The organism is Paenibacillus sp. Z6-24 (genome assembly GCF_054161335.1).
The window spans coordinates 1,417,010-1,440,091 of sequence record NZ_CP096398.1; the positions used below are offsets into that span (position 1 = coordinate 1,417,010).

Sequence of the window (23,082 nt, forward strand, 5' to 3'; positions counted from 1 at the left end):
GTAGGACAGCTTGAGCGTGAACATCCGGCTGGTTAGCCGGGTACTACATTTTTCAGAATATCATCGATAATCATCGAGTTGGCGATCGGGCCGGTATACAGCCAGCTGGCATCCATGCTCATCGTATAGGCATGGCCTGCTTTGACTGCAGGAATGCTGTTCCAGACGGCCGGACTGATACTTTGCTCGGAGACTCACCGTCCTTGCTAATGACAAACAGGTAATTGGCCAGTGTCTGCTTCGCCTGGTCGCTTTTGCCGAGTGCGCTGCCGATACTTTGCAGCTCTTCACGCCAGTCGTTATTCTGAGCGTTGCCGACGACATAGGTAGGGGCGATCTGGGCGTATTGATTGTATTTCTCGCCTGCGACCATTTCCGCGCTATCGATCAGCAGCAGGTCAGGGGTGAAATTAATAACAGCTTCATAAGGCAGTTCCGATGAGATAGCAGGGACCCCTTTAAGCTTGTCCTGTAGATAGTTCTGCACATCGCCCCTGCCTATCGACCACTGAGCGACAGGAGTGACGCCGAGCATATGTAATTTCCCTCCAGATTCTGATATTGTGCTCATGTTGGTCCCTTATTATCTAAATCAAACATAGGTACAGTATACATCACTCTGGAGGTAAATGAGAATAATTATCAAATGGTAAATAGTAAATGGAAGTTGGCAGCAGTCTACCTTCGTTAAGTCTGCTGCGCCGGATCGTTCATTTCCAGAATAACAGGACAATGGTCACTTCCCATGATCTGACAGTCAATCTGCGCATCAGTCAGCATCGGAGCCAGCCGGGAAGAGGCGAGGAAGTAATCGATGCGCCAGCCGATATTGCGCTCGCGTACTTTGGCCATATAGGACCACCAGCTATACACGTCTTCGCGATCCGGATAGAAATGACGGAAGGTGTCGATAAAGCCGGATTCCAGCAGCTGCGTCATTTTCCCTCGCTCTTCATGAGTGAATCCCGAATTGCCGATATTGGAACGGGCATTTTTGAGATCAATCTCCTGATGGGCTACATTCAGATCCCCGCAAATAATAACCGGTTTGTGCTGATCCAGCTCCAGCACATAGCGCCGGAAGCGGTCTTCCCATTCCAGCCGGTAAGGAAGTCTCAGCAGGTCGCGGCGCGCATTGGGCGTATATACATTGACCAGATAAAATCCTTCGTATTCCAGCGTAATCATCCGGCCCTCCTCTTCATAATTCTCTTCCAGACCGTAATGGACAGACAGCGGCTTGATCCGGGTGAACACGGCGGTGCCGGAATAGCCTTTTTTCTGGGCATAATTCCAGTACTGCTCATATTCTTCACCATGATCAAGTTCGATCTGGCCCGCCTGCAGCTTGGTCTCCTGAATACAGAAAATATCGGCATCCACACGGTCGAAATAGTCATTAAATCCTTTTTTGACAGCGGCTCTCAAGCCGTTGACGTTCCATGATACAAGCTTCATTGGTGTATAATCTCCTTAAGGGTTGTAATGATAAATGATGCCAAATTAAATCCAATCAGCCCATACAGCATCTGATCGGCCTGTCCAAAAACAGACTGAGTAGATGCAAGGTTGCCTGAATAGCATACATAATACCAGTGTATCATGGTTGGGAAAAGGAGGACCAGATGAAGAGCATATGCCTGCTGATCCATGGCTTTACCGGAGGGACGCATGAAATCGAACCGCTGCGTGCCTATCTGGCAGCGAGAAATTGCATAACGAGGACATTTACATTGGCCGGACACGGCGGTACAAGACAGGACATGCTGAATGCGAGCCGCCAGGACTGGATCGATGGTGCAGAAAAGGAACTGCAGCTGCTGCTTCAGCAGCATGAGTGTGTGCATCTGATCGGCTTCTCGACAGGTGCGCTGATCGCTGCGCATCTCAGTATGCGTTATCCTGAAAGTATCCGTACGTTAACAATGCTGTCTGCACCTGTGTTCCCGCTGAATCCGCGGCAGATTATGCGGACGCTGATTCAGCCGCAGATGATCCGCAGTTACTGGTACAATCTATGGCATGTACCGCCGCAGGCGACACGCGAATTTTATAAAATAGTACGTGAATCCCATGCGATCTATACGAAGCTGGCGGCACCTGCGCTCATCGTTCAGGCCGGCAGCGATCATCTGGTGAAGCCGCACAGCGGAACCTATCTGTATCATCAGCTGCCGCTGGAAGACACCTGCAAAAAGCTGCTGATCCTCCCGGATAGCGGGCATCTGGTCTGTTATTACAGTGATCCATCCGAGCTGTTCACACAGGTGTACCAGTGGATTCGTCAGCATGAACCGGGTCAAAGCAAGGAAGACCAGGATTAGGAAGGACAGGAAGCCATAAAGCCATAAAGCCATAAAGCATAATTACTTATACATAACAGGCGCATGAAGTGGAAGCGTATGTTCGTATAAATGATTGACAGATCGCATATCATCAGCTATATTAGATACAAAATCAATATGTTGTGCGGGTGAAGCACCTCGCAGGAACAGGCATTATGCCGTTTCTGGAGGTGCTTTTTTTTGTTGTCTACCCGCCTGACATATACTAGGAGGAATATATAATGAACCTTATCCACCAGAGTAAAAAGCCAGTACATACAGAGAAGCAGCGCCAGTCCAGCAGGCTGTATCGAATACCGACAAGTCTGGTCTGCCGATTGTTATCACTTGGATTGATCTTTACCCTGCTTGCTCAGATGCTGCCTGCAGCTCATGCGTCTGCAGATAACTGGGCAGCGGCAGTCAGCGGGATTGAGAGCATATACGATAGCGTGACTTCGCTGGAATCGATCATTCAGATGGAGAACCAGCATACCCAGACACTGCGCAAGCAGAATAACAGCCGTCTTCAATCAGTCAATGCCAAGATCAGAGAAATGGATCAGTCCAGATTATCTTCGCTCAAGGCAGCAGCCGAGCAGACAGAGAAAAAGTATTCTTCTCTATTTGCTGAATACGCAGAGCTTGGTAAGCAGGCAGCCGCTGCCCGCAAGCAGAAAAATGCCAAAACAGCCGAATTGATCAGCCTTAAACGTAACAAAATGAAACCCGAAGTCATATCTGCCCGCACAGAAATCAAGTAAAAGAAAGCCGCTCTAACCCAGGCCAGAAAAGACACGGCTGCACGCAAAAAAATCGTCAAGGATGCTATCGCACCTGTCCAGACGGTTAAAAAGCAGATTACTGCTGAGAACAAAACTATCGCTGCCTACAAAAAGAGCCGCTCTGCCGCTCGCAAAAGCTACAGAGCAGCGGTTAAAAGAGGTGATGCGATCAGCGCAGCAGCTCACCTGGCGGTCGTCTATAACAAACTTGGAGCTATCCATGCTTCCCAAAAGAGAATCTACAGCTGGGAACAGCAGATCACCACGATAATCCATGGAGCAGAATCGCGTTTATAATTCTTCAAAAGCCAGGTTTGACGGCTCGTCCGGCAGTTTCTTCTCCAGCTCAAGATGGGTAACCGCCACACTGTGATCCACTTCTTCAAAACGGAATCCGTCCACCCAGACCTGGCCTGTGCCGGTAAGAAGTACACCGATCAGGATAACATCGCTTGCCTGGGGAATATCGAGAACGATGGAATAATGGTTCCAGTCCGTATCTCCGGATATATGCCTGCCGCTCATATTGTCAAATTGCAGAATCTGCTGATCGGCGCCATCCACTCTCATCCATAAGCCGCAGGCGATATGCACATGACTGGTTTTGACAAAGCCTGAAAAACGTATTCGTTTACCGAGATAACGTTCCGCTTTGAACTCCTGCATGAGTGTGGCAAAGGCAAACGGCTCATTAACATTCACCGATTTGAGATAGCCGGCAGTGTTGCCGGTATGCACCGTATGGTGATCCAGACCGATTTCATAATTAGGGGCATGGGTTCCGCTCAAAAACCAGCCTTTGATGGGGGAAGATGTATCCATAGTTGATTCTCCTTTGTCAAAATAGGATGAAAGGGAAGCAGTAAATACCTGACGATAGCGTCCCGGTGGCAGCCCATATACTTTTTTGAAAGCCCGGGTAAAAGCTTCCTGGCTCTCAAAATGGCAGTGCAGTGCAATATCCAGAATAGGAGTCGTTGAGTGAAGGAGCAGCACCGAAGCTTGGCTCAGCCGTCGTTGTCTTAAATAATCAGCAATGTTCATACCTGTAGCTCTGCGAAAAATCCGATGAAAATGATAGGGAGAGAACCCTGCATGCGCTGCAATCTGTTCAAGTGTCAGTTCGTCCTGCAGGTGACTCTCCATATAGTCAATGCTATGCTGAATGACTGTTTTCTCCGTCAATGCAATTCCTCCTTTCTGTAACTAGATTATCAGACGGGAAAGATCGGGATTTGATCATTTTTGCGGTTTTGCAAAATGACTTTATATAAATCCAGTATAAACCGAGTATGTTCGCTTCATTTCTGTCCAACTGCGACAAAAGCGAGAGCAATAAAATTTATTATGATTTTCAATCATTACGGTATAGTTGGAGCAATATAAAATTAATCCAAAAATAGGTTTCAACTCGATAATTTAGATTATGACATCATTTGCATACCATACATATCCGGTTTGATCTGATTACAAATTTGAAATATATTGGTAGTGAAGTTGGTTACCAAAAGTCACATAAACTTAAAACATACGACCCAGTTTAAAATATGAAAATGTGGAAATATGTTTAAAATGCTTGATTTCATCATATATTATGGGTCCATGGCATGGTGATGTCATGCAGAAGGTATGCTATACTGCTACCAATATGTTTATTGTCGCTGTGTTTACCTGGTTACAATTTTGTAATGCGTTATCGATTGTCTTGATTAGGGCAGGACTATATAGAACGGACAAACGCTATTTAGAGGAACCATTTATTCCCGCCAGGTTAAATACCGATACTTACTACTATAGTTCCAGATCAGAGTACCGGGTAACCCGGATTTCAGCAGTATGGCATTCGGTCAGCGAGCTGTATCGGTCTAAACTATTTAAAAAATGGAGGTAATAACGAATTATGAAAAAACTACCCGCTTTTATAGCATCCTGTGCCTGTGCTGTAGGCATTACACTAATGGCGTCACCTGCAGACGCTGCTGTCCTGACACAGGGTATGAGAAGTGGAGACGTCGTTCAGCTGCAGCGGCAGCTCGCTCAGCACGGATTCTTTCACGCGAATACTACAGGATATTATGGAAGCATCACGACTTCGGCAGTGAAGCAATTTCAGCGTGCACATGGACTGAGTGCAGATGGTGTAGCCGGTCCGGCAACGCTGTCCAAGCTGGGTGGTAAGCGGAGCGGTATTGTCACGGCCAGCGTAAGCTTCAGCAATTCCAGCAATAATCGGGGTGCCAGCTACAGTGCGGCAGATAAGGATGCCGTGGATATTCTGGCACATATTATCTATGGTGAAGCTCGCGGTGAATCTTTCCGTGGACAGGTAGCGGTAGGTGCTGTCGTACTGAATCGTGTACAATCCGATGAATTTCCGAATACGATCTGGGGCGTGGTTATGCAGCCGGGACAATTCACGGCAGTGGCAGACGGCCAGTATAACCTCAAGCCGAATCAGAGCGCTTATAATGCAGCACGCCAGGCACTACGAGGTGTTGACCCGACCAACGGCTCGCTGTATTATTACAATCCACGGATTGCGACTTCACAGTGGAGTATGAGACGACCGGCAGTCATTACGGTTGGACAGCATATTTTTACCAACTAATCAGCTGGCTGTAACAGTTGATCCTGCCGATCTGACAATTGGAAATGAACCTTTTCAGGCAGATTCTCTTGGATAGATGCAGCCAATTACAGAGAACACATAAAAAAGCAGGGTACCGTGATGATGATACATCACGGTACCCTGCTTTTTTGTTATATCAGCTTAGCGCTTCAGACTTTTACCATTGGTGCGGATGACTTCCTTGTACCAGTGGAATGATTTTTTGCGATAGCGTTCCAGTGTACCGGATCCATCGTCATGACGATCTACATAAATATAGCCGTACCGTTTTTTCAGCTGAGCGGAAGAGGCGCTGACTACGTCAATACATCCCCAGGAAGTGAAGCCCATAATCTCTACGCCATCTTCCACGGCTTCGGCTACCTGTACCAGGTGATCATTTAGATACTGGATACGATAATCGTCTTCGACCGTTTTCTCACCATTCGGTCCCGTAATCAGTTCATCCACAGCACCGAGGCCATTCTCTACAATAAACAGCGGTTTCTGGTAGCGATCATAGAACATGTTCAGCACATAACGCAGACCCTGCGGGTCAATCTGCCAGCCCCATTCGCTCGCTTCCAGATGAGGGTTAGGTACGCCGCTGAACAGGTTGCCCTGACCGGACTGTTTTTTGCTCTTATCGGCAGTCTCACAGATGCTGACATAGTAGCTGAAAGAGATAAAGTCAACGGTGTTCAGCAGCATCTCCTCGTCGCCGTCTTCCATTTTGATCTGGATACCATTCTCGCGGAAATAGCGTTTCATATAGCCCGGATATTTGCCGCGTGCATGAACATCTCCGAAGAAATAGTTTTTGTGTTCGGATTTCATAACAGCAATCACATCGTCCGGGTTCGGCGTCAGTGGGTAGGTGGGCATGCTCAGAATCATGCAGCCGATCTGGGCATCCGGGATGATCTCGTGGCAGAGCTTCACTGCCGAAGCGCTGGCGACCAGCTCATGGTGGATGGCCTGATACAGATCCTGCTTGCTCAGCTGGTCCTTGGGCGTATAGATGCCGCCGCTCATAAATGGCGCTTCCAGAATCGAATTGATCTCATTAAAGGTCAGCCAGTATTTGACTTTATCCTTGTAGCGGCGGAACACGGTCTCGGCATAACGCTCATAGAAGCCGACCAGCTTGCGGTTGACCCAGCCATCATATTCCTTGGACAGATGCAGTGGTGTCTCGTAATGGGACAGGGTGACGAGCGGCTGGATGCCGTATTTGAGACATTCGTCGAACAGGTCATCGTAAAATTGCAGACCCTGTTCATTCGGTTCCAGTTCATCGCCTTTTGGGAAAATCCGGGACCAGGCGATCGAGGTACGGAATACTTTGAAGCCCATTTCGGCAAACAGCTTCACATCTTCCTTATAACGATGGTAAAAGTCGATGCCGACCAGCTTCATATTGTCTTCGGTCGGAACTTCGGTGATCGGACCGGTTACGCCTTTGGGGGCCACATCCTGGGTAGACCAGCCTTTGCCGTATTGGTCAAAAGCACCTTCGGCCTGGTTGGCAGCAATCGCGCCGCCCCACAGGAATCCCGGCGGGAAGTTCAGAGGGGTATTTTGAGAGTTACTCATGATCAGCACTCCATTCATTTCTGATTTTTGTGCTACACTGATAGCAGCACTGCCCTTCAAGCGTAATCGTTGTAACGGGTTACATGTCAACCTGCAATTTTAATGGGAAATATTATCATTGTTCGGTATCAGCCGTATTCCTTGCATGCGGGCTTAACGGGTAGGCGATGCATTTTATTTATTCAGAAGTAAAAGGGGAAGTCCGATGTCCAAATTCGATGAAATCATGAAATTATCCGGCTATTCCAGAGCGACCGTATCCCGGGTCATCAATCACTCGCGTCATGTCAGTCCGGAGGCGAGAGAGAAAATTACCGCCATTATGAAGCAGCTCAACTATATGCCCAACCGGAATGCAGTTTCTCTGTCGACAGGACAGACGAATCAGATTGGCATTGTAATGGCTAGTACGAGTGAAGTGGTACTTTCTTTTCTCAATCAGTTTGTGGACATCGCCATGGATTACGGATTTCAGACCATTATATATACGACACGCGGGGACAAAGAAAATGAACTGCGTGCCTTTGAAGATCTGCGCAGCAAACGGATGGACGGCTTGGTCATTGTTACCTGTGTCAATGAACCGCGTGTGCTGAAGGCATATTGTGAGTACGGACCGATTGTCTCCTGGCAGCGGATGGATAGCGGCGAGATTCCATCCATAGCAATGGATCAGGGAGAAGGTTACCGCCTGGCGCTGGAGCATCTGGTGACCAGAGGTTATACCCGGATTGCCAATTTATTCGGCCGGATCGAAAGCCTGAATACACAGAGCCGGCGCGAGGCCTATGAACAATTTATGCAGAGCCGCGGACTGCCTGTGCGGACGGACTGGTACCATTATTCCGTATTTACACCCACAGACGGAACAAAGGTGCTGCAGCAGCTCACTGCCGGTCCCGAGATGCCCCAGGCAGTCCTGTGTGCCAACGATTACGTTGCAATCGGCATCCAGTCTGCAGCGAACAAGCTGGGCCTTGATATTCCCGGACAGCTGGCGATTGTCGGCTTTGATGATACGGAGCTGGCTGATACGCTTGGCATTACTACCATCTACAATCCGATCGCCGAGCAGGCGACTCATGCCTTTTACCGGCTGTGGGCAGTACTGGGCAAGCAGCAGATGGAGCCGGCACAGCTGCAGTACAAGCTAATCGCACGTCAGACGACCTGAATGTATGGAAGAAATGCATTTATTTCAAAAAGAAAAGATTCCAAAACAGAGTGTTTTGTAATGACTGTGTAAAAGAAATATCTTTACATCGACTTTTATGTAAAAAATAGGGGATATCACCGTTTTTATTTGCTAAAACCTCATCTGTACCGACATTTTGGCCGAATAATGGGTAATAAGACGATATAAATTAAGGCGTAACGCCAAAAAACAATATTCGTCAGCGTAGTCATTCCGTTATGCTCCACTTGCGCTGAATACTCGAAGGGGAAGGCAGGGGTTGCAGTGAAGCAGATCGCCGTACAGCCTTATTACAAAATAGAGCGTGAGATTACTGGTCGTGAACAGAAATACCTGACTGACGAACGGGAAATGGTGCTGTATGAGGATCGTCTGGTTACCCATCGCAGGGAATTTCCGCTGTGTGATATATTCGATATGTCTTACCGCAGACTGGGTGCAGGAGAAGGATTGTTTTATTTGCACACGAGCAAAGGTGTATTCTCCTATACCATTCGGCAGGACCCGGCCCGTTTTATTCGTGCCTTTAAGGAACATGGTCCAAAGCGTTCTCATGCCGGAGCCTACCGGTATTGAACCGAATCAGTCCGTAGGTGGGATCAGATGGACATAAGATGAAAAGCCCCCGATTCTGAATCAGGGGCTTTTTATGATGTTGTCTCAATTCCGGGTATCGCGATAAGAGGTTGATGAACTGCATTAACTGATGAACTTTACTGGCTGAGGAGCTGCCCTCATGGGTTAGTGAGCGCTGGCAGCCGGCCGGATAACCATCTCGCTCACATCAACTTCATCCGGCTGCTCAATCGCATATAGAATGGCTTTGGCAATAGCGGAAGCAGGGATCGCGACGCTGCGGTATTCCTGCATCGCCTGGCGGGCGTGCTCATCGGAAATGCTGTCGGCCAGTTCGGATTCCGTAACGCCTGGAGATATCAGTGTCACCCGAATACGCCCATCGGTCTCCATGCGCAGTCCGTCTGTGATAGCTTTGACCGCATATTTGGTTGCACAGTAGACAGCCGCCGTAGGGGTTACGCTATAGGCCCCAATCGAAGCGATATTGATAAAATGTCCCTTTTCCTGCTGCTTCATGAGCGGCAGTCCGGCAGCGATGCCGTGCAGTACACCGCGGATATTAACATCAATCATGCGGTTCCATTCATCGATCTTGTTCTCTTCAAGAAACGACAGCGGCATAACACCTGCATTATTCAGCAGCACATCCACATGACCGAAGGTATGAACGGCAAATTCGATAAATGCCTGCATATCTTCCAGCCGGGTTACATCCAGCTGGTGATAGGCAGCAGATCCGCCGGCAGCCTGAATATCGGCAGCAATGCTCTGCATCCGTTCGGTGCGCCGTGCTCCCATAACAACATGGGCTCCTTTTGCAGCGAGCAGCCGGGCAGTGGCTTCTCCAATACCGCTGCTTGCACCCGTAATAACGACGACTTTTCCATGAATGGTAGACATTAATATTCCTCCTGAATGTATATTTTTATTCCGGACGTTCCCGGTAAAGAATCATGCCTGCATGGTAAAGAACATCTTCCCGAAATTCCCCATCTGCTGTAAATCCCGTATCATCCACATAGTCGATATGATGACCAGTAATGGTATAGCTGCCCACATAGGCACTTTGAACAGATCCTCTTGCTTCATCATAGCGTCCGTTCGGCAATAGTTCGTGACGGATGTGACCGTCTGCGGTGACCCACATGCCTGCATAAGGATGGGGAGATACCAATTGTTTATTCATTTGCAGCTGCTCCTCTCGCGGTAGTATATCGTTGAAGCGGCGTGGATATGTTTTTATTTTCGCTATCGTCAGCCCTGCCTGAGGAATGATAAAGGCGATTCCGACTGCCGCTTGCTGATGTCTTTATTATGGACCTGTCCAATGGCAGAGAGGTAGAAAGATCATCCCACGTTCTTGCCTGATCCTCGCAAATTGGTTAAAGTAGGAATCAATTCTACTGCGAGAAGCTGGAGGGATCGTTATGACCATATTGGATACAGACCAGCGCATCCGTGACCGTCTGCAGGAGCTTGCTGATGAGATTGGAAAATTTGCCGTACGGGAGGGAATTCAGGCGACCCGGATTCCGGCGCTTAGTCTGATTTGTAATGCCGAGGTGACTGCACCGCTGCATATGATCTATGAACCGGCGATTTGCCTGGTTGCTCAGGGGCGCAAGCAGGTTATGCTTGGACAGGAGAGTTATGAATACGGACCTTCAGATTATTTTCTGGTGTCTGTGGATCTGCCGATCTCGGGGCAGGTGATTGAAGCACTGCCGGACAGTCCCTATCTGGCGGCACGGCTAAATATCGATCCGGCGCAAATTCTGGATCTGGTCCAGCAGTCGAAGCTTCAGCCTGCAGCAGCTCCGGCGAGACGTGCGCTATGTGTAAGCCGAACGGATCTGGGACTGACGGATGCGATGCTGCGGCTGGTACGGCTGCTGGAGACGCCGGATCATATTGATGCGCTGGCACCACTGATGATCCGTGAGATTCTGTATCGACTTTTGCAGGGTGAACAGGGAGATATACTGCGGCAGCTGGCTGTCACCGGCAGCAGCACTGCCCGTATTGCCGGAGTTGTCAAACGGATCAAGGAACAGTATGAACAGCCGCTGCGCATCGAAGAATTGGCATCGGCAGTCAATATGAGCAGTTCTTCGCTGCATCGTTATTTTAAGGAAGTGACCGGAATGAGTCCGCTGCAGTATCAAAAACAGGTGCGGCTTCAGGAAGCACGTCGTATGCTGCTGTCCGAATCGGCCGACGCAGCAGAGGTCGGGTACCGGGTTGGTTACGAGAGTCCCTCCCAGTTCAGCCGGGAGTACGCCCGGCTATTCGGCCTGCCACCGATGAGTGATATTAAGCGGCTGCGTAGGCTGCCGGATGAGCAGAGCGGATAGAAGAGGAAAAAAGTGATGTGTTGCTGATCATGCAGACCGGATCATCATAAAAGCAGCGGATACGATACGAAGCCATATGCCAAAGCAAAAGCCCTGTCGTCCTGAAAGATACGTCTGCCATGCTCATTCATTTACCCGGAAAATGGGAGAATGTTCATGGAAAAGCATGCTTTACTTTACAGGGCGAACGGGCTTGTATAGGTCGTGCTATCTATATAGGATGGTACAGTTTCTTAAGTAGTGGGTTCTGAAGATTTGGTAGTGGATCTGGCTGTCCTGTATGTATCAGCAAGCAGTATTCGCTATTGTTCGGTAAATCCACAGTCAGTCGGTATCGCTGCTCCGTTGATATACGGGGCACGGTCACGCAGCAGGAATTGGTTGCCTAACGCCTGATTCCGCCACTTTCAATGCTACAAATTGTCTCCAGCCGCTGCCACCGCCTGTAATTAGAACTGTTTTGCTCTTCGTCTCGACCATCGTCTGATTCCTCCACTATCGTATAATTAGGCAGAAAATTGCTGATTTATTATATGCTTACAATAGTGTATTTTCAAGTAAACCTGACGGTCATGCATTATGTCATCACCGGACACCTGTCTAAATTGAAGGGAACCAAAGGAGCACAGCACAGTAAAATAGCTGAATGGATCAGGTGATGATGATTTTGTTTTTGCTGGTGAGAATGCGCAGTTCACGAAGCAGTTGATCGCGTCCATTCGGCGGGAATTCGATCTGTACTCCGTAATGGTAGCGTTCGGATTCGGTGCGGTTCCATTTCAGGCTGCCTTCCAGATACAGGGGTTCTTCATGCAGCAGCATATGGATGCTGACACGAATCTCTTGATGATCAGCCTGTACATCCACGGGCAACGAGAGGCGGCAGCCGGAACTGCTCAAGTCCAGCAGCAGCGCCTGGATTGGCTTGGAATTTACGGATTGACCATTGATCTGCAGGATGTGCAGTTCGAAGGGGACAGGCTCTTTCAATACATAACGAAATGGTGTTTTTCTGCGATTTTGCGTCATCATAATAATTCCTCCTCTGGATGGGTGGAAGTCCGGACGATTGCCGAAAGTCCCCTTTTGTAATGCAGCGGTACTGAACAGGTGTGGAAATTGTATTTAGAATATCAATCCATAGCAGATAATAGGTAAATGTTTGTTTTCCAGTCTAAAAGTAATGGTTTTGATGTGTGAATAGGGTATTTAGAACTACTATCTATATCGACACGATTCGTCAATAAGTTAAGCGATTTGTAATATTTATATCTGAAATTATCTAAAAATCATAAAAATAGTGAAAGAAAGAAGCAGTCAAAGGGGATGTGAACGATTATACGTGACAAAAATGTCATTTACGGCAGAAATACGTGTATACGCATCCTACAAAGGAAAAGAGAATAAAAAATACATCTGCCCGCACCTGGCCAGAACGATATGTCCGGTCAGAATCAGCAGGAAGATGCAGCAGGGTACAGTATGGTGAGATTGTAACGGAGTAACACGGGGAGTAGGGAGTACATACGAGTTCTGAGCGCCCATCCAAGCGGAACGAAGCTCGGCTTAAAGCGCAAGGGCCTCTTCTGTAATCCGCTTGATATCAATCGTGGAAAAGGTACCTTCATGAACCATGTCCGGCAGAATGTTTTCCAGAAAGTAATCAACACAATGGAGATCGACATGCTTGATCTTGACCAGCGCATTACGGTACATGGCGATAAATTCTTTTTCCGTATTGCCGCGCTGCAGCTCGGAGAATGCTTCGTACACCTGATCCATTTTGTCGGCAACCTGCAGGATCATGCCTTCGACAGAATCATCTTTGCCTTCATGCAGCTGTTTGCGGAAAATGGGCTTGAAGTCATCCGGGATATTTTCTTCGATAAAATGCTCAATCATGCCTTCCTCGACCTTTTGCAGCAGAGAACGAAGCTCCAGGGAAGAATGCTTGACCGGCGTCTTGATATCACCGATAAAAATCTCGCCATAGTCATGACTGCTCGTAATTTCATAGAGTTTTTTCCAGTCTATAGTAACTCCGTGCATCTCTTCGATATCGGCCAGCGTTTTGGCGTACTGAACGACTTTCCAGGAGTGCGCGGATACGCTGTGCTGTTCAAATTTAAATTTGCCCGGGCAGCGGATAATCCGTTCCAGATCATCCAGTGAACGGAAATAGGCGTGAATTCCCATAAGACTAACCATCCTTTGAGTACTGTGAATTTGAAGGGACTGATAGAGCGTTAAATGTCATATCGCAGCTATAATGGTCAGTATAGTGCTGTAGTGTTAGCGGTGAGTTAAGTGCAGGTCAAATTTGTACCAAAGATGATAACTGAACCAATACAAAGTATGCACAGATCGGTCATGAACTTGACTGCGGATCATCCAACAGGCCAGAATTGGAAGCAGACGTGCTGCCAAACTAGGCGCGGCACAACAGGATAACAGGAGGATATATAATGAAAAATGCAGCCATTTACAGCTCCATTCCGGACCTGCAGCAGCTGGAAGAAATTATGCGTACACTGTACAAGGATAAGAAAATAACCGTTAAGCAGGACCTGACACATATCGAAGTGGTTCAAGGTGGATTATTCTGCAAGAAAACTGCCAAAGGTTTTAACATTATGACGAGCCGGACCGAGCCTGCACAGTTCAGCGCCATGATCGATGGGCTGGGCGGATTCTTCTATCAGGTGCCGGCAGTGAACAAAGAATTACAGCAAAAGGTACTGCTCAAAATCAGCACATTCAACATGGTGATCGGCATCGAGACCGAAGAAGATATTTCGGAAGCCTTTTTCGGGGAGCTGCTGCATATTGTCCGTTCGCTGGATGGAGTGCTGTTCTGGGGCGGAGGCCAGCTGCTGGATGGGCAGGGCCGACTGCTGCTGGATGCCGAAGGCCATTCCGGAGTAGAAGATTATACCGTTACTGCGCATACGAGCTATCTGCATGATGAATTCCAGATCACACCATCGGGTGAAAGCCGCAAGCAGCGCTCAAACCAATGGCTGGAAAGCCGTGGCATACCGGTGAATGCGACGCTTCCAGCCCGACTGGGAGATGAGCTGGCAGACGGGATTCGAACACGGGATGAAGTGGCAGCACGCGCGGTGGCGATCTGTATCACCGCTGTCAAAGGAGAATGCGTCGGTGCCGGTGAGACGACAGAAACAACGCGGGAACTGATCGACCGGATTATCCGGCAGTACGACGCCGATCGCTTTTTCACCCTGGAAGAGAAAGCGTTCATTGAGCAGGACCAGCCGGGACAGGAGGCGGCGGCCCGCTTTTCCTGGTGTTATGAAGCGCTGTGGGTAATGCTTTGGGCGCTCGGGCATGCCGATACGCTGGGCGAACCGACAGAGATCTGTGATGTGGCTCGGACGGTCGGAATCCTGCAGCAGTTTGACAGCTTTGCGGCTTTCCGTGAAAGTTCCCGTCTGCGTGAGTCGGCAGAGATTCTGGATGCGGCCGATTTGATTTACCGATATGACTGGGCCTGTGTGGACAGCCGTGTTCATCAGCGTCCGGTTCCAGGCGGTCTGGATGCAGATGTGGTGTATGAGCGTCATTATGCGCTGAACTGGCTGACCGGCTATCTGGGGCAGGACTGGGACCATGTCCGTACAGATACCTAGTTCCCCTGCATGTCGGCAGCAGATGGCGAGAATGGATACCAGGAGAGGACCGACAGGGAAGATCATATGGACAAAAAAGCCAAACAAATACTGATCAGGACATTCTGGCAGACCGGCGGCTGGAAGCCCGGACCTCCAGTGCTGACGGGTGAAGACTTTGAATATGCACGCAGTCAGGGAGTCATGTTCGATCCGGTGACCATTACCCATGATGAACTGATCGAGCGTCTGCATGAACTGCATCAGCGTATTACGAGGGAGCAGGTCAGTGAAGCATTCCTGCACAGTCTCTCCACCCGTAAAATACATCTGCGCAGCGCCCTGAGCAGCTGGGCACTGACTGCGGAATTGCCGCTGCATACGTATGAACAACGCCGAGCGGTTCATGCCAACACAAGCAGCTGCGGGGACTGTGATTTCTGCGGATTGATGGCGGATGGCAGCTATACGAATGCAGATCTGAACGTACTTCATTTTGAACGGATCAAATGGGGCGGTGTGCGACTGAACTGGCTGCTGTACTGCTGGCTGGATCTGGAATTGTTCAGCCGTGAGCAGCCGGTCACTGCCGGAGCAGAGGATGTGGAGATCTTCCGGCAGCTGCTGGCGCAGGTACAGGGTTGCGCACCGAATGAAGGCGCACGCCAACTGGAAAAGCGCTGGAAAGATTGGCTGCCCTCCAGCAAAAATGAACGTGATCAATTGATGGAAATATGCGGTTATGCCGGTATATTGGTGCCGCGTGATACACCACGCCTTGGCAGAGGACATTACAGCGATTTTATATCAGTCGCAGGCTGGGAAGGCCAGGATCGATATGATGCCGATGCGGTTGCCGATTATTTTGGACAATGGGGGCTTCAATAATGAATGGAGAGATTCATCAGCAGCTGCTGATTACATCGCTGGGCAATGGTTATCTGATCCATGGAACCGATGCATCGAGCAAGGAACTGCAACATACGGACAGCATTTATGTTACCTTTACGGACGGCTCACAGAGCTGGGACTGGCCCGGTTGGCTGGTCTATCTGCGCAGCATCGGCTGTCAGCGGCTCATGATGGTCAGCGGCAGCCAACCGGAAGAGAAATGGCAGACGAGCGGGTTTGCAGGCGGCGGTGCGAGAGCAGGTATCATTACACTCGGCGCACAGCAGAACCGGATCTGGATTCCGCATTGGGAGAGCGGGCAATTCCGTTCATCGGTGCGCTGGAATATTACGTATACCGAGCAGGAACAGGATCTGGGACAGCCGTCCGAGCGGACGTTTCTGCCTTTGAACGAAGTGGCAATGCAGTTTAGGGACGTATTGCAGCAGATTGCTGCGCTGGCCGAAGAGATACAGCAGTCTTTTTGGAAGCAGAATTTTTTTGACCCTGGGATTGCGATTCTGGATGGGGAGTCTGCTCCGAAACTCGCATTTGAACTGCCGGACGTATACAGCGATGAAGCGAGGCGGCTGCTCAATGCCGTCTACAAAACATGGGTGTTCGGTGCGATGGGTTCATGGAATGATGAACCGCCTTATTCGGCATATGAACATGGCAAGAGTGAGGAATATGAGCAGATTTCGGCACGTCTGTATGCTGCTTTGCTGCGGACGGCACAGGCAGCTGTGAATTCGGTCGTCTTTTAAGAAGAAGGAATAGCAGTCAAATGGGCGATGACAATAATGGAGGAACTTTATGTATCAGACGATCTACCAGGACACTATTCAGATTGAACAATCACTGACAATGCCAGAAGTAGAGCAGATCGCCCGTAACAGCAGCATCCGTACGATCCAGGTTGCGGAAGCGCTGGAACCGGACAGCTGGAAACTGCTGAATACCCATCTGCTGGCAGTACGTCAGGATGTGCTGCTGCGTATCTATGGATTTTATGATTCGGTATGTAATCTGGAATTCTTGAAATGGCTGCCGGAGATTCGCAGGCTGTCTCTGGAATGTGAGGGAGAAGTGCGGAATCTGGATGCATTGAATACGCTTGGCAGGCTGGATCATCTGCAGCTGTCACTAACCGGACTCACCGAACTGGATATACTGGAGCAGGTTCCATCCACCCTGAATCACCTGCATATTGGCCGGACGACCTCCCGTAAGCCCGATCTGCAGGTGCTGGCACGATTTCACCAGCTGCATAGTCTGCATATCGATGGACATCACAAGCATCTGGAGGTGATCAGCGGGCTGTCCCGGCTGCAGCAGCTCATCCTGCAATCGATAACTTTACCGGATCTGAAAATGCTCCAGCTGCTGCCAGAGCTGCGCCAGCTGACTATTCGGCTCGGCGGCATCCGTAATCTGGAGGCACTGGCAGGCAAAGATTCCATCGAATATTTACAGTTGTCCCAGATCAAGGGACTGGAAGATGTATCTGTGATTGCCTCACTGACCGGTCTGCAGTACCTTTTTCTGCAAGCGCTGCCGCATATCCGGCAGCTGCCCTCCCTGGATCGTCTGAACCGGCTGCGCAAGATTTCGTTGGAGAATATGAAAGGGCTGCGGGATATCCATACGCTGGAGCATGCGCCTGCATTGATCGAATTCACCCACCGGGAAGCCTGGGAGATGAAGGTAGACGCGTATGAACCGCTGCTGCGTAATCCCAGCCTTGAACGTGCCTATGCCAAACTAAAGACGCCGCTTATGATGAAGCAGTTCCGCCAGCTGCTGATACAGTACGGCAAAAAGGATACGCTGGAAGAGCGTGAAGAGGGGAGAACCAACTGGTGGGACGAGTTTCCTTTTGAATAGAATAATAGAGTGTACTGCAAATCAAGGCAGGACCCTGTCATTTATCGTCCGGGTCCTGCCTCGTATTCAGCCGATGGATCACTGCTCTCAATTTCCACACCAAACGACTCGGCCAGCGGCTGCAACCCGCCAAAAAATCCGCGCCCAACAGCCCATTGAACGTTTCTTTGTATTTGTAGACTTCTATCAGAATCAATGCGGTTTCATCCGTCAATGCGGATGGTGTGGTGTATATGTAATTTGCTGTCCGCCAATCTGCAGAATTGACTGGCAGCCGCTGACCGGGGCGAATATGCCTGCACCAGCTGAACCGCTTGGTCCGGATCAATGTTCTGGTTATAAAAGATAAAATAATCATCCGAAGGCACCTTGCCCTCGTCACTAACCATAAAACAGCTGATATCCAGCGAAGAAGGTGAAGCGCTGCATTGAATGGTCACTTCCAGCATACTACCGTAAGTTTTTTTGATTCCTGCCGTCAAATAGCGATAGCCCGAGAACAAAACAAGCAAGCAGCGCAGCTGATGGACGATTCGGTTACAAAGTCTGCAGTCCGCTTGCTGCCAGCATCCGCTGATAGATCTGGCGGGTTGTATTCACATTGCGCACCGTCATATACCGATACAGCTTCGATGCGGCCAGCTTGTTCATACCGCTGCGCGTAACATTTTCCCTTGGCACGGATACAAGCACAGCCCCTGGGAGATAGAGCAGGGTACCCATATCGGACTTGAGCGGGATCTCTTCCAGCACAGACGGTTTATTAATTTCATCCCACAGAAACAGCACATCGCTCTTCATCTGCTCATCATTGGTCCAGTGTTCCGGCAGAGCGGTCATAACAGATTCCATCTCGGGCAGACTGCGTACCATCACTGGAATATCCAGCTGGAAATCCGCCGCAATCGCCTGCTCAAGTGCTGCAGCCAATTCCTGATGAGGCCGCTGCTCACTGGCGAAAATAATATTGCCGGAGTTAATATACGTCGTGACCTGCGTCATGCCTGCCTGTTCAAAGGTGGTTTGCAGCAGCTTCATATTGATTTTGTTATTCCCGCCTACATTAATCCCGCGCAGCAGAGCTACATAGATCATCGTCACTTCTCCTTTTTATAAATGATCAGCTGTTCCCGGCCGTTTACCAGCGCAGGGACAGATATACGAGCAGATGATGCATGAATGTCTCGCCCAGCAGCTCCTGCAGCCGGGGCTGTATACTCTCCATATAGCCGGCTTTGACCTCTTCGGTCTCTTCATCCATAATCTCTCCCTGCCAGTCAAAAGCTCCTTCAATCATAATCGCAAGTGTGGTAAAAAAGTCAGCGAGTGATGCTGCAATCGGTTCAGGATCACTACCTTTAAAGGCTGCATATACCGGAGACCCCGGTTGGCTGGTATCGACGATAATCGGATCATCATTGTACACTGCGATGACTACATGATGCGGCGGCCAATTGGCAGATTCCTGCGGTGAAGCGGAATCGCCGATCCAGCGGTAGCCCAGCTGCTGACGATACAGATGCTCCGGTGCCGCAAAAGACAACAAAATACCGCTTCCGATCAATACGGATGCGTTTTTCAGCTTCAGCGTCCCGGCAGCCTTTTCGTCCAGCATCTCATAATGACTGTACAAATATTCAAGCTCAGGGGAAAGAAAGATTCGCTCATCGACTTTGTAATCAGTTCGCTGTGGGTAGCTGCGGATATACGTATCCGGAAACAATCCATATGCCTCGTTATAACGATCCTGTTGTTCGATAAATGAAGTCAAAGCAGTATGTAGTGCGGTAAAGTCAGTCATCATGCCCATTCCTTCCGGTATGTTAAATGGATACCCAATATTATTCGTACCGCTGTGTCCAGTATAACACCGGGTTAGCAGGTATTGACATGCTTTTCACACACAGATGGAGTGACCAGCGATAAGCTGTTCTTCCACTAAATGGATTAAACTTCCGCAGGTCTGATATACTTACACCTATGTACAGAGATATGTGCAGCGTTATTGGGAAATCGATATAAAGGGGTGTCAACAATGTCTATATTATCCGCAGAACAATTGATCGACCGGGACAATCATGCCTGGGATGAGATCGTGCAATTACTGGAAAAAGGAAATCATACATATGAGATTTTGCCTGCTGACCGCAGGAATGGAGAGGAGACGCTGCGTCGTCTGCAGGTGAGCACGCGCTCCTATCTGGGCGCTATCGCTTATGAAGCAGGTGGTATTCGACTGGATCATGGATGGATTACACTGCTGGGTGCAGGAGCCGAAGGGATCTATGGTAATCTGCGTTCATGGAACGGACTGCAGGATCATTTGCCGGTGAAGACGCCGGTTGGCAAACTGGTGGTCGCTTACGACGCAGCTGGCGGATTCTTCGCACTGGATACGAGTGATGGACAGATCTGTTATTTTGCCCCGGATACACTGGAATGGGAATCGACCGAACTGGCTTATTCCGGATTTATCAACTGGCTGGCCGTAGGCGATCTGCAGCAGTTTTATGAGAGTTTTCGCTGGCAGAACTGGAAGCAGCAGACCGAGCAGCTGGAGACAGGGCAGGTATTTGCCTACTATCCGCCGCTGTGGACGGCCGAAGGAGGCGGAGAGACCAGCAGCAAGCAGCCGGTATCCGTTATGGAAGCATGGCAGATCGTACTGGATAAGAGCTGAGCAGAATAGGATGAACGGAAATGGACGGCTTCGCATAATCACCGATCGACTACCAGTCATTGAACAGGATCACACTGGCTTGTATACATGGGTACACCTATCACAGCTACAGAAAGGGGATCATTCCTATGAAAAATGAAGCCATACAGCAGATAGAACAGCATTACCAGATCCGCTTTCCGCAGGTCTATCTGGACTTTGCAGACCGGGCAGGCCAGCAAGCTTATAATTTTACAACAGCAGCAGGGTTCATAGACTGGGAAATCCAGTTCATGATGCTGGATGAGCATTTTATTACTACCAATCAGGAGCTGGTCGATGAATGCAATCCCGATCCGGAACATTTGATTCCATTTGCCTGGAGTGTCAGCAGCGGCAATAATTATCTGCTGGATTACCGGCATAACCCTGACGAACCTCGTGTGCTGCTGATGGATCATGACGAAGCAGTCGTCCGCGAGGATGCTGTGGAAATGACGGATACACCGGAGCAGGCCCAGCAGATGCTGGAAGAGAATGTAGCGCCGATCGCGGACAATATCCAGTCGTTTCTGGATGCATTGACAGAATACGCTGAAGATGAAAAGATCGAATAACATATAAAAAAGCCCGGTTGCCCGGGCTTGCTGGCTGCCATGATCGCATTGGCAGTTTTTTATTATAAAATAATTATGCGTTGGATCTCCTGCAGAGCAGCATACAGAATATAGCATATAGATGCAGGATACGACCTGCAGCCATCTAGCCGTCTATACTAAAGAATCATTTTTGCGCTCGCAGCCGGTTAGCCTGCTGCAGGAATTTCTTTTGCTTGCTCTCACTGCCGCAAATCAGATACAGCAGCTGTTCGCGCTGATAGTCTTCCAGAGCAGCCAGCTGTTCATCCAGAGCCATGATCAGCTCTGGTGTATTCCAGTGGTCCGCCAGACCTTTAACTGGACGTGCCGACTGTCCGCTGCCCAGCAGAACCGCAGTCAGGACAGGCACCAACTGCGGTTCCAGCCCATGGGTCTCGATAAAGACTTGGATATAGCTGTTGTGAGCCATTTGGTGCTCGGTATCGACCAGCTGCATATACTCGGTCAGCAGCGGGAAATATTCGGTGCTGTACAGCCCCAGCCCGAGAACCCCATACGTTCCCGGCATAACGGATTTCTCGCCGGGTTCCACATCGTTGTACCAGGAGAACTCTTTCATCACCAGCTTCGCATAATCAGCGATTAGCGGATGCAGATTATCATACTGCAATGCCCCGGCGAAAAAGCGGTGTAATGGTGACTTGGCGAGCCCTTTTACAGGCAGCAGCAGCTTGGACTTACTGCCGAGCTTGAGCTTGTATTCGCGCGGGAAATCCTGGCGCACCAGATCACAAATATAGGTGAGTGCTTCCCGGTAAGCCGCTTCATCTTCGGTCAGCAGCTTGATCTCGATCAGCTGTAAAATATCATTCGCTTTACCGACGATATAAGCGTTTTTGCGCACACTTTCTACGTCGCCGCTGCCTTCCTTGAGATACCGCGTCGCTGTATCTGAACCGATCTGCGCTGCATATTCCAGATACTTTTGCCGTTCATCCGCGCTTTCCCGGCCCATGCACAGGGCAGCATAGAGGAGCAGTTCCATTTCTTTGGGATCGACGGCAGGGCGCTCGGTAGTAGGCTTGAGCGTATGCTCCTGACTGTAGCTATCACTATTATTAAAATAGTGGGGCAGATATTGTTCATTCGCCCATGTACGCAGCGCCCAGAGCAGATCGCGATCCCATTCCGCCCGGAGTTTGGGGATACTTTGCAGCTTGGTATCCATCCGGCTGCACAGCTCGATGATCCGGTCCGTATCGCACTCCATAATATCCGGATTTAACAGCAGCTGACCGAAAAAGTGCAGATCTAGCGGTTTGGGATACCGTGGAGGTGGCGTCTGCACTTTATCCGTAATAAACTGATCCAGCGCCTCACGCAGGACATCCCGCTTGCGCTCGTTTATCCAGTATTCGGTATGCTGCAGCGTATCGCCGGTCAGCGCCCGCTCGACATACAGACCGACCTCCAGCTTGTAATCATAATACTGCGCTCCCCACCGATCTTCCTCAAAGACCGGCTTCAGCCTGTCCCGAAAAGCCGGCAGCCACTCCTGCAGCAGCTGCTCATCGGTCAGCGCTTCCACATCTACTTCAGGCTCCCACGTATACGCCGAATCACTCCAGGAAAAAGGCCGCTCTATCTCCACAAACATATTGCCAGCCGTCCAGTTGTTTTTGCCTTTGCGATAGCCGACACGGATATAATCATGAATCCCGACCTGCAGCATACTGCGCTGACCAAGCTCGCCAATCCGCTGCTTTTCCCGCAAAGCGAGGGACTCCAGATGGTTCCATGTTTCCTCCAGTAATACCTTCACATGTTCATTCATTTCTGATTCTCCTTTGCATTCAGCTCGATAAATGCATACCACAATATGCAATTCATTTGGATAAAAGCTTATGTATAGTAAGAATAATTGCGCTGTGACTATTTATTTTTACTATATCATGGTCTGATTACAAATAAAAAAA

General features: G+C 49.5%; 24 protein-coding genes and 1 pseudogene. 12 read left to right on the forward strand and 13 right to left on the reverse strand.

The annotated features are described in order from the left end of the window. Nucleotides 1–118: 118 nt before the first annotated feature. Together M1D61_RS06220 and M1D61_RS06225 are read right to left on the reverse strand one after the other, a co-directional pair. A complete protein-coding gene (locus tag M1D61_RS06220) occupies nt 119–571 on the reverse strand; it encodes an ABC transporter substrate-binding protein (RefSeq protein WP_458121584.1) in 453 nt (150 codons plus the stop codon). 116 nt (nt 572–687) lie between these two features. Beyond that, nucleotides 688–1,458, reverse strand: a complete 771-nt coding sequence (locus tag M1D61_RS06225; protein WP_458121585.1) for an exodeoxyribonuclease III — start codon at nt 1,456–1,458, stop codon at nt 688–690. A 167-nt stretch (nt 1,459–1,625) separates the two neighbouring features. Between M1D61_RS06225 and M1D61_RS06230 the strand changes: the two genes are divergently transcribed. After that, nucleotides 1,626–2,324, forward strand: a complete 699-nt coding sequence (locus M1D61_RS06230; protein WP_458121586.1) for an alpha/beta hydrolase — start codon at nt 1,626–1,628, stop codon at nt 2,322–2,324. Between the two features lie 242 nt (nt 2,325–2,566). After that, the gene (locus M1D61_RS06235) at nt 2,567–3,088 is read left to right on the forward strand and encodes a hypothetical protein (RefSeq protein ID WP_458121587.1); all 522 of its coding nucleotides are present in this window, start codon (nt 2,567–2,569) and stop codon (nt 3,086–3,088) included. Between the two features lie 312 nt (nt 3,089–3,400). On the opposite strand, the gene M1D61_RS06240 is transcribed toward M1D61_RS06235, so the two are convergent. Continuing rightward, entirely contained in the window at nt 3,401–4,294 is an 894-nt protein-coding gene (locus M1D61_RS06240) for a helix-turn-helix domain-containing protein (RefSeq protein WP_458121588.1), read from the reverse strand. Nucleotides 4,295–5,105: 811 nt separating this feature from the next. On the opposite strand from M1D61_RS06240, the gene M1D61_RS06245 reads away from it, so the two are divergent. Next, on the forward strand, nt 5,106–5,717 hold the full coding sequence (locus M1D61_RS06245) for a cell wall hydrolase (RefSeq protein ID WP_458122428.1): 612 nt from the start codon (nt 5,106–5,108) through the stop codon (nt 5,715–5,717). Between the two features lie 162 nt (nt 5,718–5,879). Here the strand turns inward: M1D61_RS06245 and M1D61_RS06250 are convergent, their stop codons facing one another. Further along, on the reverse strand, nt 5,880–7,313 hold the full coding sequence (locus M1D61_RS06250) for a glycoside hydrolase family 1 protein (protein WP_458121589.1): 1,434 nt from the start codon (nt 7,311–7,313) through the stop codon (nt 5,880–5,882). A gap of 205 nt (nt 7,314–7,518) precedes the next feature. Here M1D61_RS06250 and M1D61_RS06255 point away from each other — a divergent pair, with 205 nt between their 5' ends. Together M1D61_RS06255 and M1D61_RS06260 are read left to right on the forward strand one after the other, a co-directional pair. Further along, the gene (locus M1D61_RS06255; protein WP_458121590.1) at nt 7,519–8,487 is read left to right on the forward strand and encodes a LacI family DNA-binding transcriptional regulator; all 969 of its coding nucleotides are present in this window, start codon (nt 7,519–7,521) and stop codon (nt 8,485–8,487) included. A gap of 285 nt (nt 8,488–8,772) precedes the next feature. Then, nucleotides 8,773–9,084, forward strand: a complete 312-nt coding sequence (locus M1D61_RS06260; protein WP_458121591.1) for a hypothetical protein — start codon at nt 8,773–8,775, stop codon at nt 9,082–9,084. Nucleotides 9,085–9,249: 165 nt separating this feature from the next. Here the strand turns inward: M1D61_RS06260 and M1D61_RS06265 are convergent, their stop codons facing one another. Beyond that, on the reverse strand, nt 9,250–9,987 hold the full coding sequence (locus M1D61_RS06265) for an SDR family oxidoreductase (RefSeq protein ID WP_458121592.1): 738 nt from the start codon (nt 9,985–9,987) through the stop codon (nt 9,250–9,252). 25 nt (nt 9,988–10,012) lie between these two features. Further along, on the reverse strand, nt 10,013–10,273 hold the full coding sequence (locus M1D61_RS06270) for an Atu4866 domain-containing protein (RefSeq protein ID WP_458121593.1): 261 nt from the start codon (nt 10,271–10,273) through the stop codon (nt 10,013–10,015). Nucleotides 10,274–10,514: 241 nt separating this feature from the next. Between M1D61_RS06270 and M1D61_RS06275 the strand changes: the two genes are divergently transcribed. Then, nucleotides 10,515–11,441 carry an AraC family transcriptional regulator N-terminal domain-containing protein gene (locus M1D61_RS06275; RefSeq protein WP_458121594.1) on the forward strand — a complete coding sequence of 309 codons (927 nt, stop codon included), beginning with the start codon at nt 10,515–10,517 and terminating at the stop codon, nt 11,439–11,441. Between the two features lie 651 nt (nt 11,442–12,092). On the opposite strand, the gene M1D61_RS06280 is transcribed toward M1D61_RS06275, so the two are convergent. Together M1D61_RS06280 and M1D61_RS06285 are read right to left on the reverse strand one after the other, a co-directional pair. After that, on the reverse strand, nt 12,093–12,473 hold the full coding sequence (locus M1D61_RS06280) for a PilZ domain-containing protein (RefSeq protein ID WP_458121595.1): 381 nt from the start codon (nt 12,471–12,473) through the stop codon (nt 12,093–12,095). A gap of 534 nt (nt 12,474–13,007) precedes the next feature. Next, complete coding sequence (locus M1D61_RS06285) at nt 13,008–13,637, reverse strand: YfbR-like 5'-deoxynucleotidase (protein WP_046213523.1); 630 nt, start codon at nt 13,635–13,637, stop codon at nt 13,008–13,010. 269 nt (nt 13,638–13,906) lie between these two features. On the opposite strand from M1D61_RS06285, the gene M1D61_RS06290 reads away from it, so the two are divergent. The 4 genes from M1D61_RS06290 (at nt 13,907) to M1D61_RS06305 (ending at nt 17,848) form a co-directional block, all read left to right on the forward strand. After that, the gene (locus tag M1D61_RS06290) at nt 13,907–15,091 is read left to right on the forward strand and encodes a DUF4272 domain-containing protein (RefSeq protein ID WP_458121596.1); all 1,185 of its coding nucleotides are present in this window, start codon (nt 13,907–13,909) and stop codon (nt 15,089–15,091) included. A 66-nt stretch (nt 15,092–15,157) separates the two neighbouring features. After that, nucleotides 15,158–15,958 carry a hypothetical protein gene (locus M1D61_RS06295; protein WP_458121597.1) on the forward strand — a complete coding sequence of 267 codons (801 nt, stop codon included), beginning with the start codon at nt 15,158–15,160 and terminating at the stop codon, nt 15,956–15,958. After that, nucleotides 15,958–16,728, forward strand: coding sequence for a hypothetical protein (locus M1D61_RS06300; protein ID WP_458121598.1), 771 nt, complete (start codon nt 15,958–15,960; stop codon nt 16,726–16,728). Before M1D61_RS06295 ends, M1D61_RS06300 begins: the two co-directional genes overlap by 1 nt. A gap of 49 nt (nt 16,729–16,777) precedes the next feature. Then, on the forward strand, nt 16,778–17,848 hold the full coding sequence (locus M1D61_RS06305; protein WP_458121599.1) for a hypothetical protein: 1,071 nt from the start codon (nt 16,778–16,780) through the stop codon (nt 17,846–17,848). 37 nt (nt 17,849–17,885) lie between these two features. Here the strand turns inward: M1D61_RS06305 and M1D61_RS06310 are convergent, their stop codons facing one another. From M1D61_RS06310 to M1D61_RS06325, 4 genes and pseudogenes are all read right to left on the reverse strand, one after another. Beyond that, on the reverse strand, nt 17,886–18,206 hold the full coding sequence (locus tag M1D61_RS06310) for a hypothetical protein (RefSeq protein WP_458122593.1): 321 nt from the start codon (nt 18,204–18,206) through the stop codon (nt 17,886–17,888). After that, nucleotides 18,205–18,297, reverse strand: a pseudogene (locus tag M1D61_RS06315) (hypothetical protein); the annotation flags it as partial. The pseudogene M1D61_RS06315 and the gene M1D61_RS06310, both read right to left, overlap by 2 nt. Before the next feature lie 88 nt (nt 18,298–18,385). Beyond that, nucleotides 18,386–18,943, reverse strand: a complete 558-nt coding sequence (locus tag M1D61_RS06320; RefSeq protein WP_458121600.1) for a DUF1697 domain-containing protein — start codon at nt 18,941–18,943, stop codon at nt 18,386–18,388. Nucleotides 18,944–18,986: 43 nt separating this feature from the next. After that, nucleotides 18,987–19,652, reverse strand: coding sequence for a hypothetical protein (locus M1D61_RS06325; protein WP_458121601.1), 666 nt, complete (start codon nt 19,650–19,652; stop codon nt 18,987–18,989). 231 nt (nt 19,653–19,883) lie between these two features. Between M1D61_RS06325 and M1D61_RS06330 the strand changes: the two genes are divergently transcribed. Both M1D61_RS06330 and M1D61_RS06335 read left to right on the forward strand, forming a co-directional pair. Beyond that, nucleotides 19,884–20,528, forward strand: a complete 645-nt coding sequence (locus M1D61_RS06330; RefSeq protein ID WP_458121602.1) for a DUF2625 family protein — start codon at nt 19,884–19,886, stop codon at nt 20,526–20,528. Between the two features lie 128 nt (nt 20,529–20,656). Continuing rightward, the gene (locus tag M1D61_RS06335; protein WP_458121603.1) at nt 20,657–21,124 is read left to right on the forward strand and encodes an SMI1/KNR4 family protein; all 468 of its coding nucleotides are present in this window, start codon (nt 20,657–20,659) and stop codon (nt 21,122–21,124) included. 166 nt (nt 21,125–21,290) lie between these two features. Here the strand turns inward: M1D61_RS06335 and M1D61_RS06340 are convergent, their stop codons facing one another. Beyond that, nucleotides 21,291–22,940 carry a DUF6138 family protein gene (locus M1D61_RS06340; protein ID WP_458121604.1) on the reverse strand — a complete coding sequence of 550 codons (1,650 nt, stop codon included), beginning with the start codon at nt 22,938–22,940 and terminating at the stop codon, nt 21,291–21,293. Nucleotides 22,941–23,082: the final 142 nt, after the last annotated feature.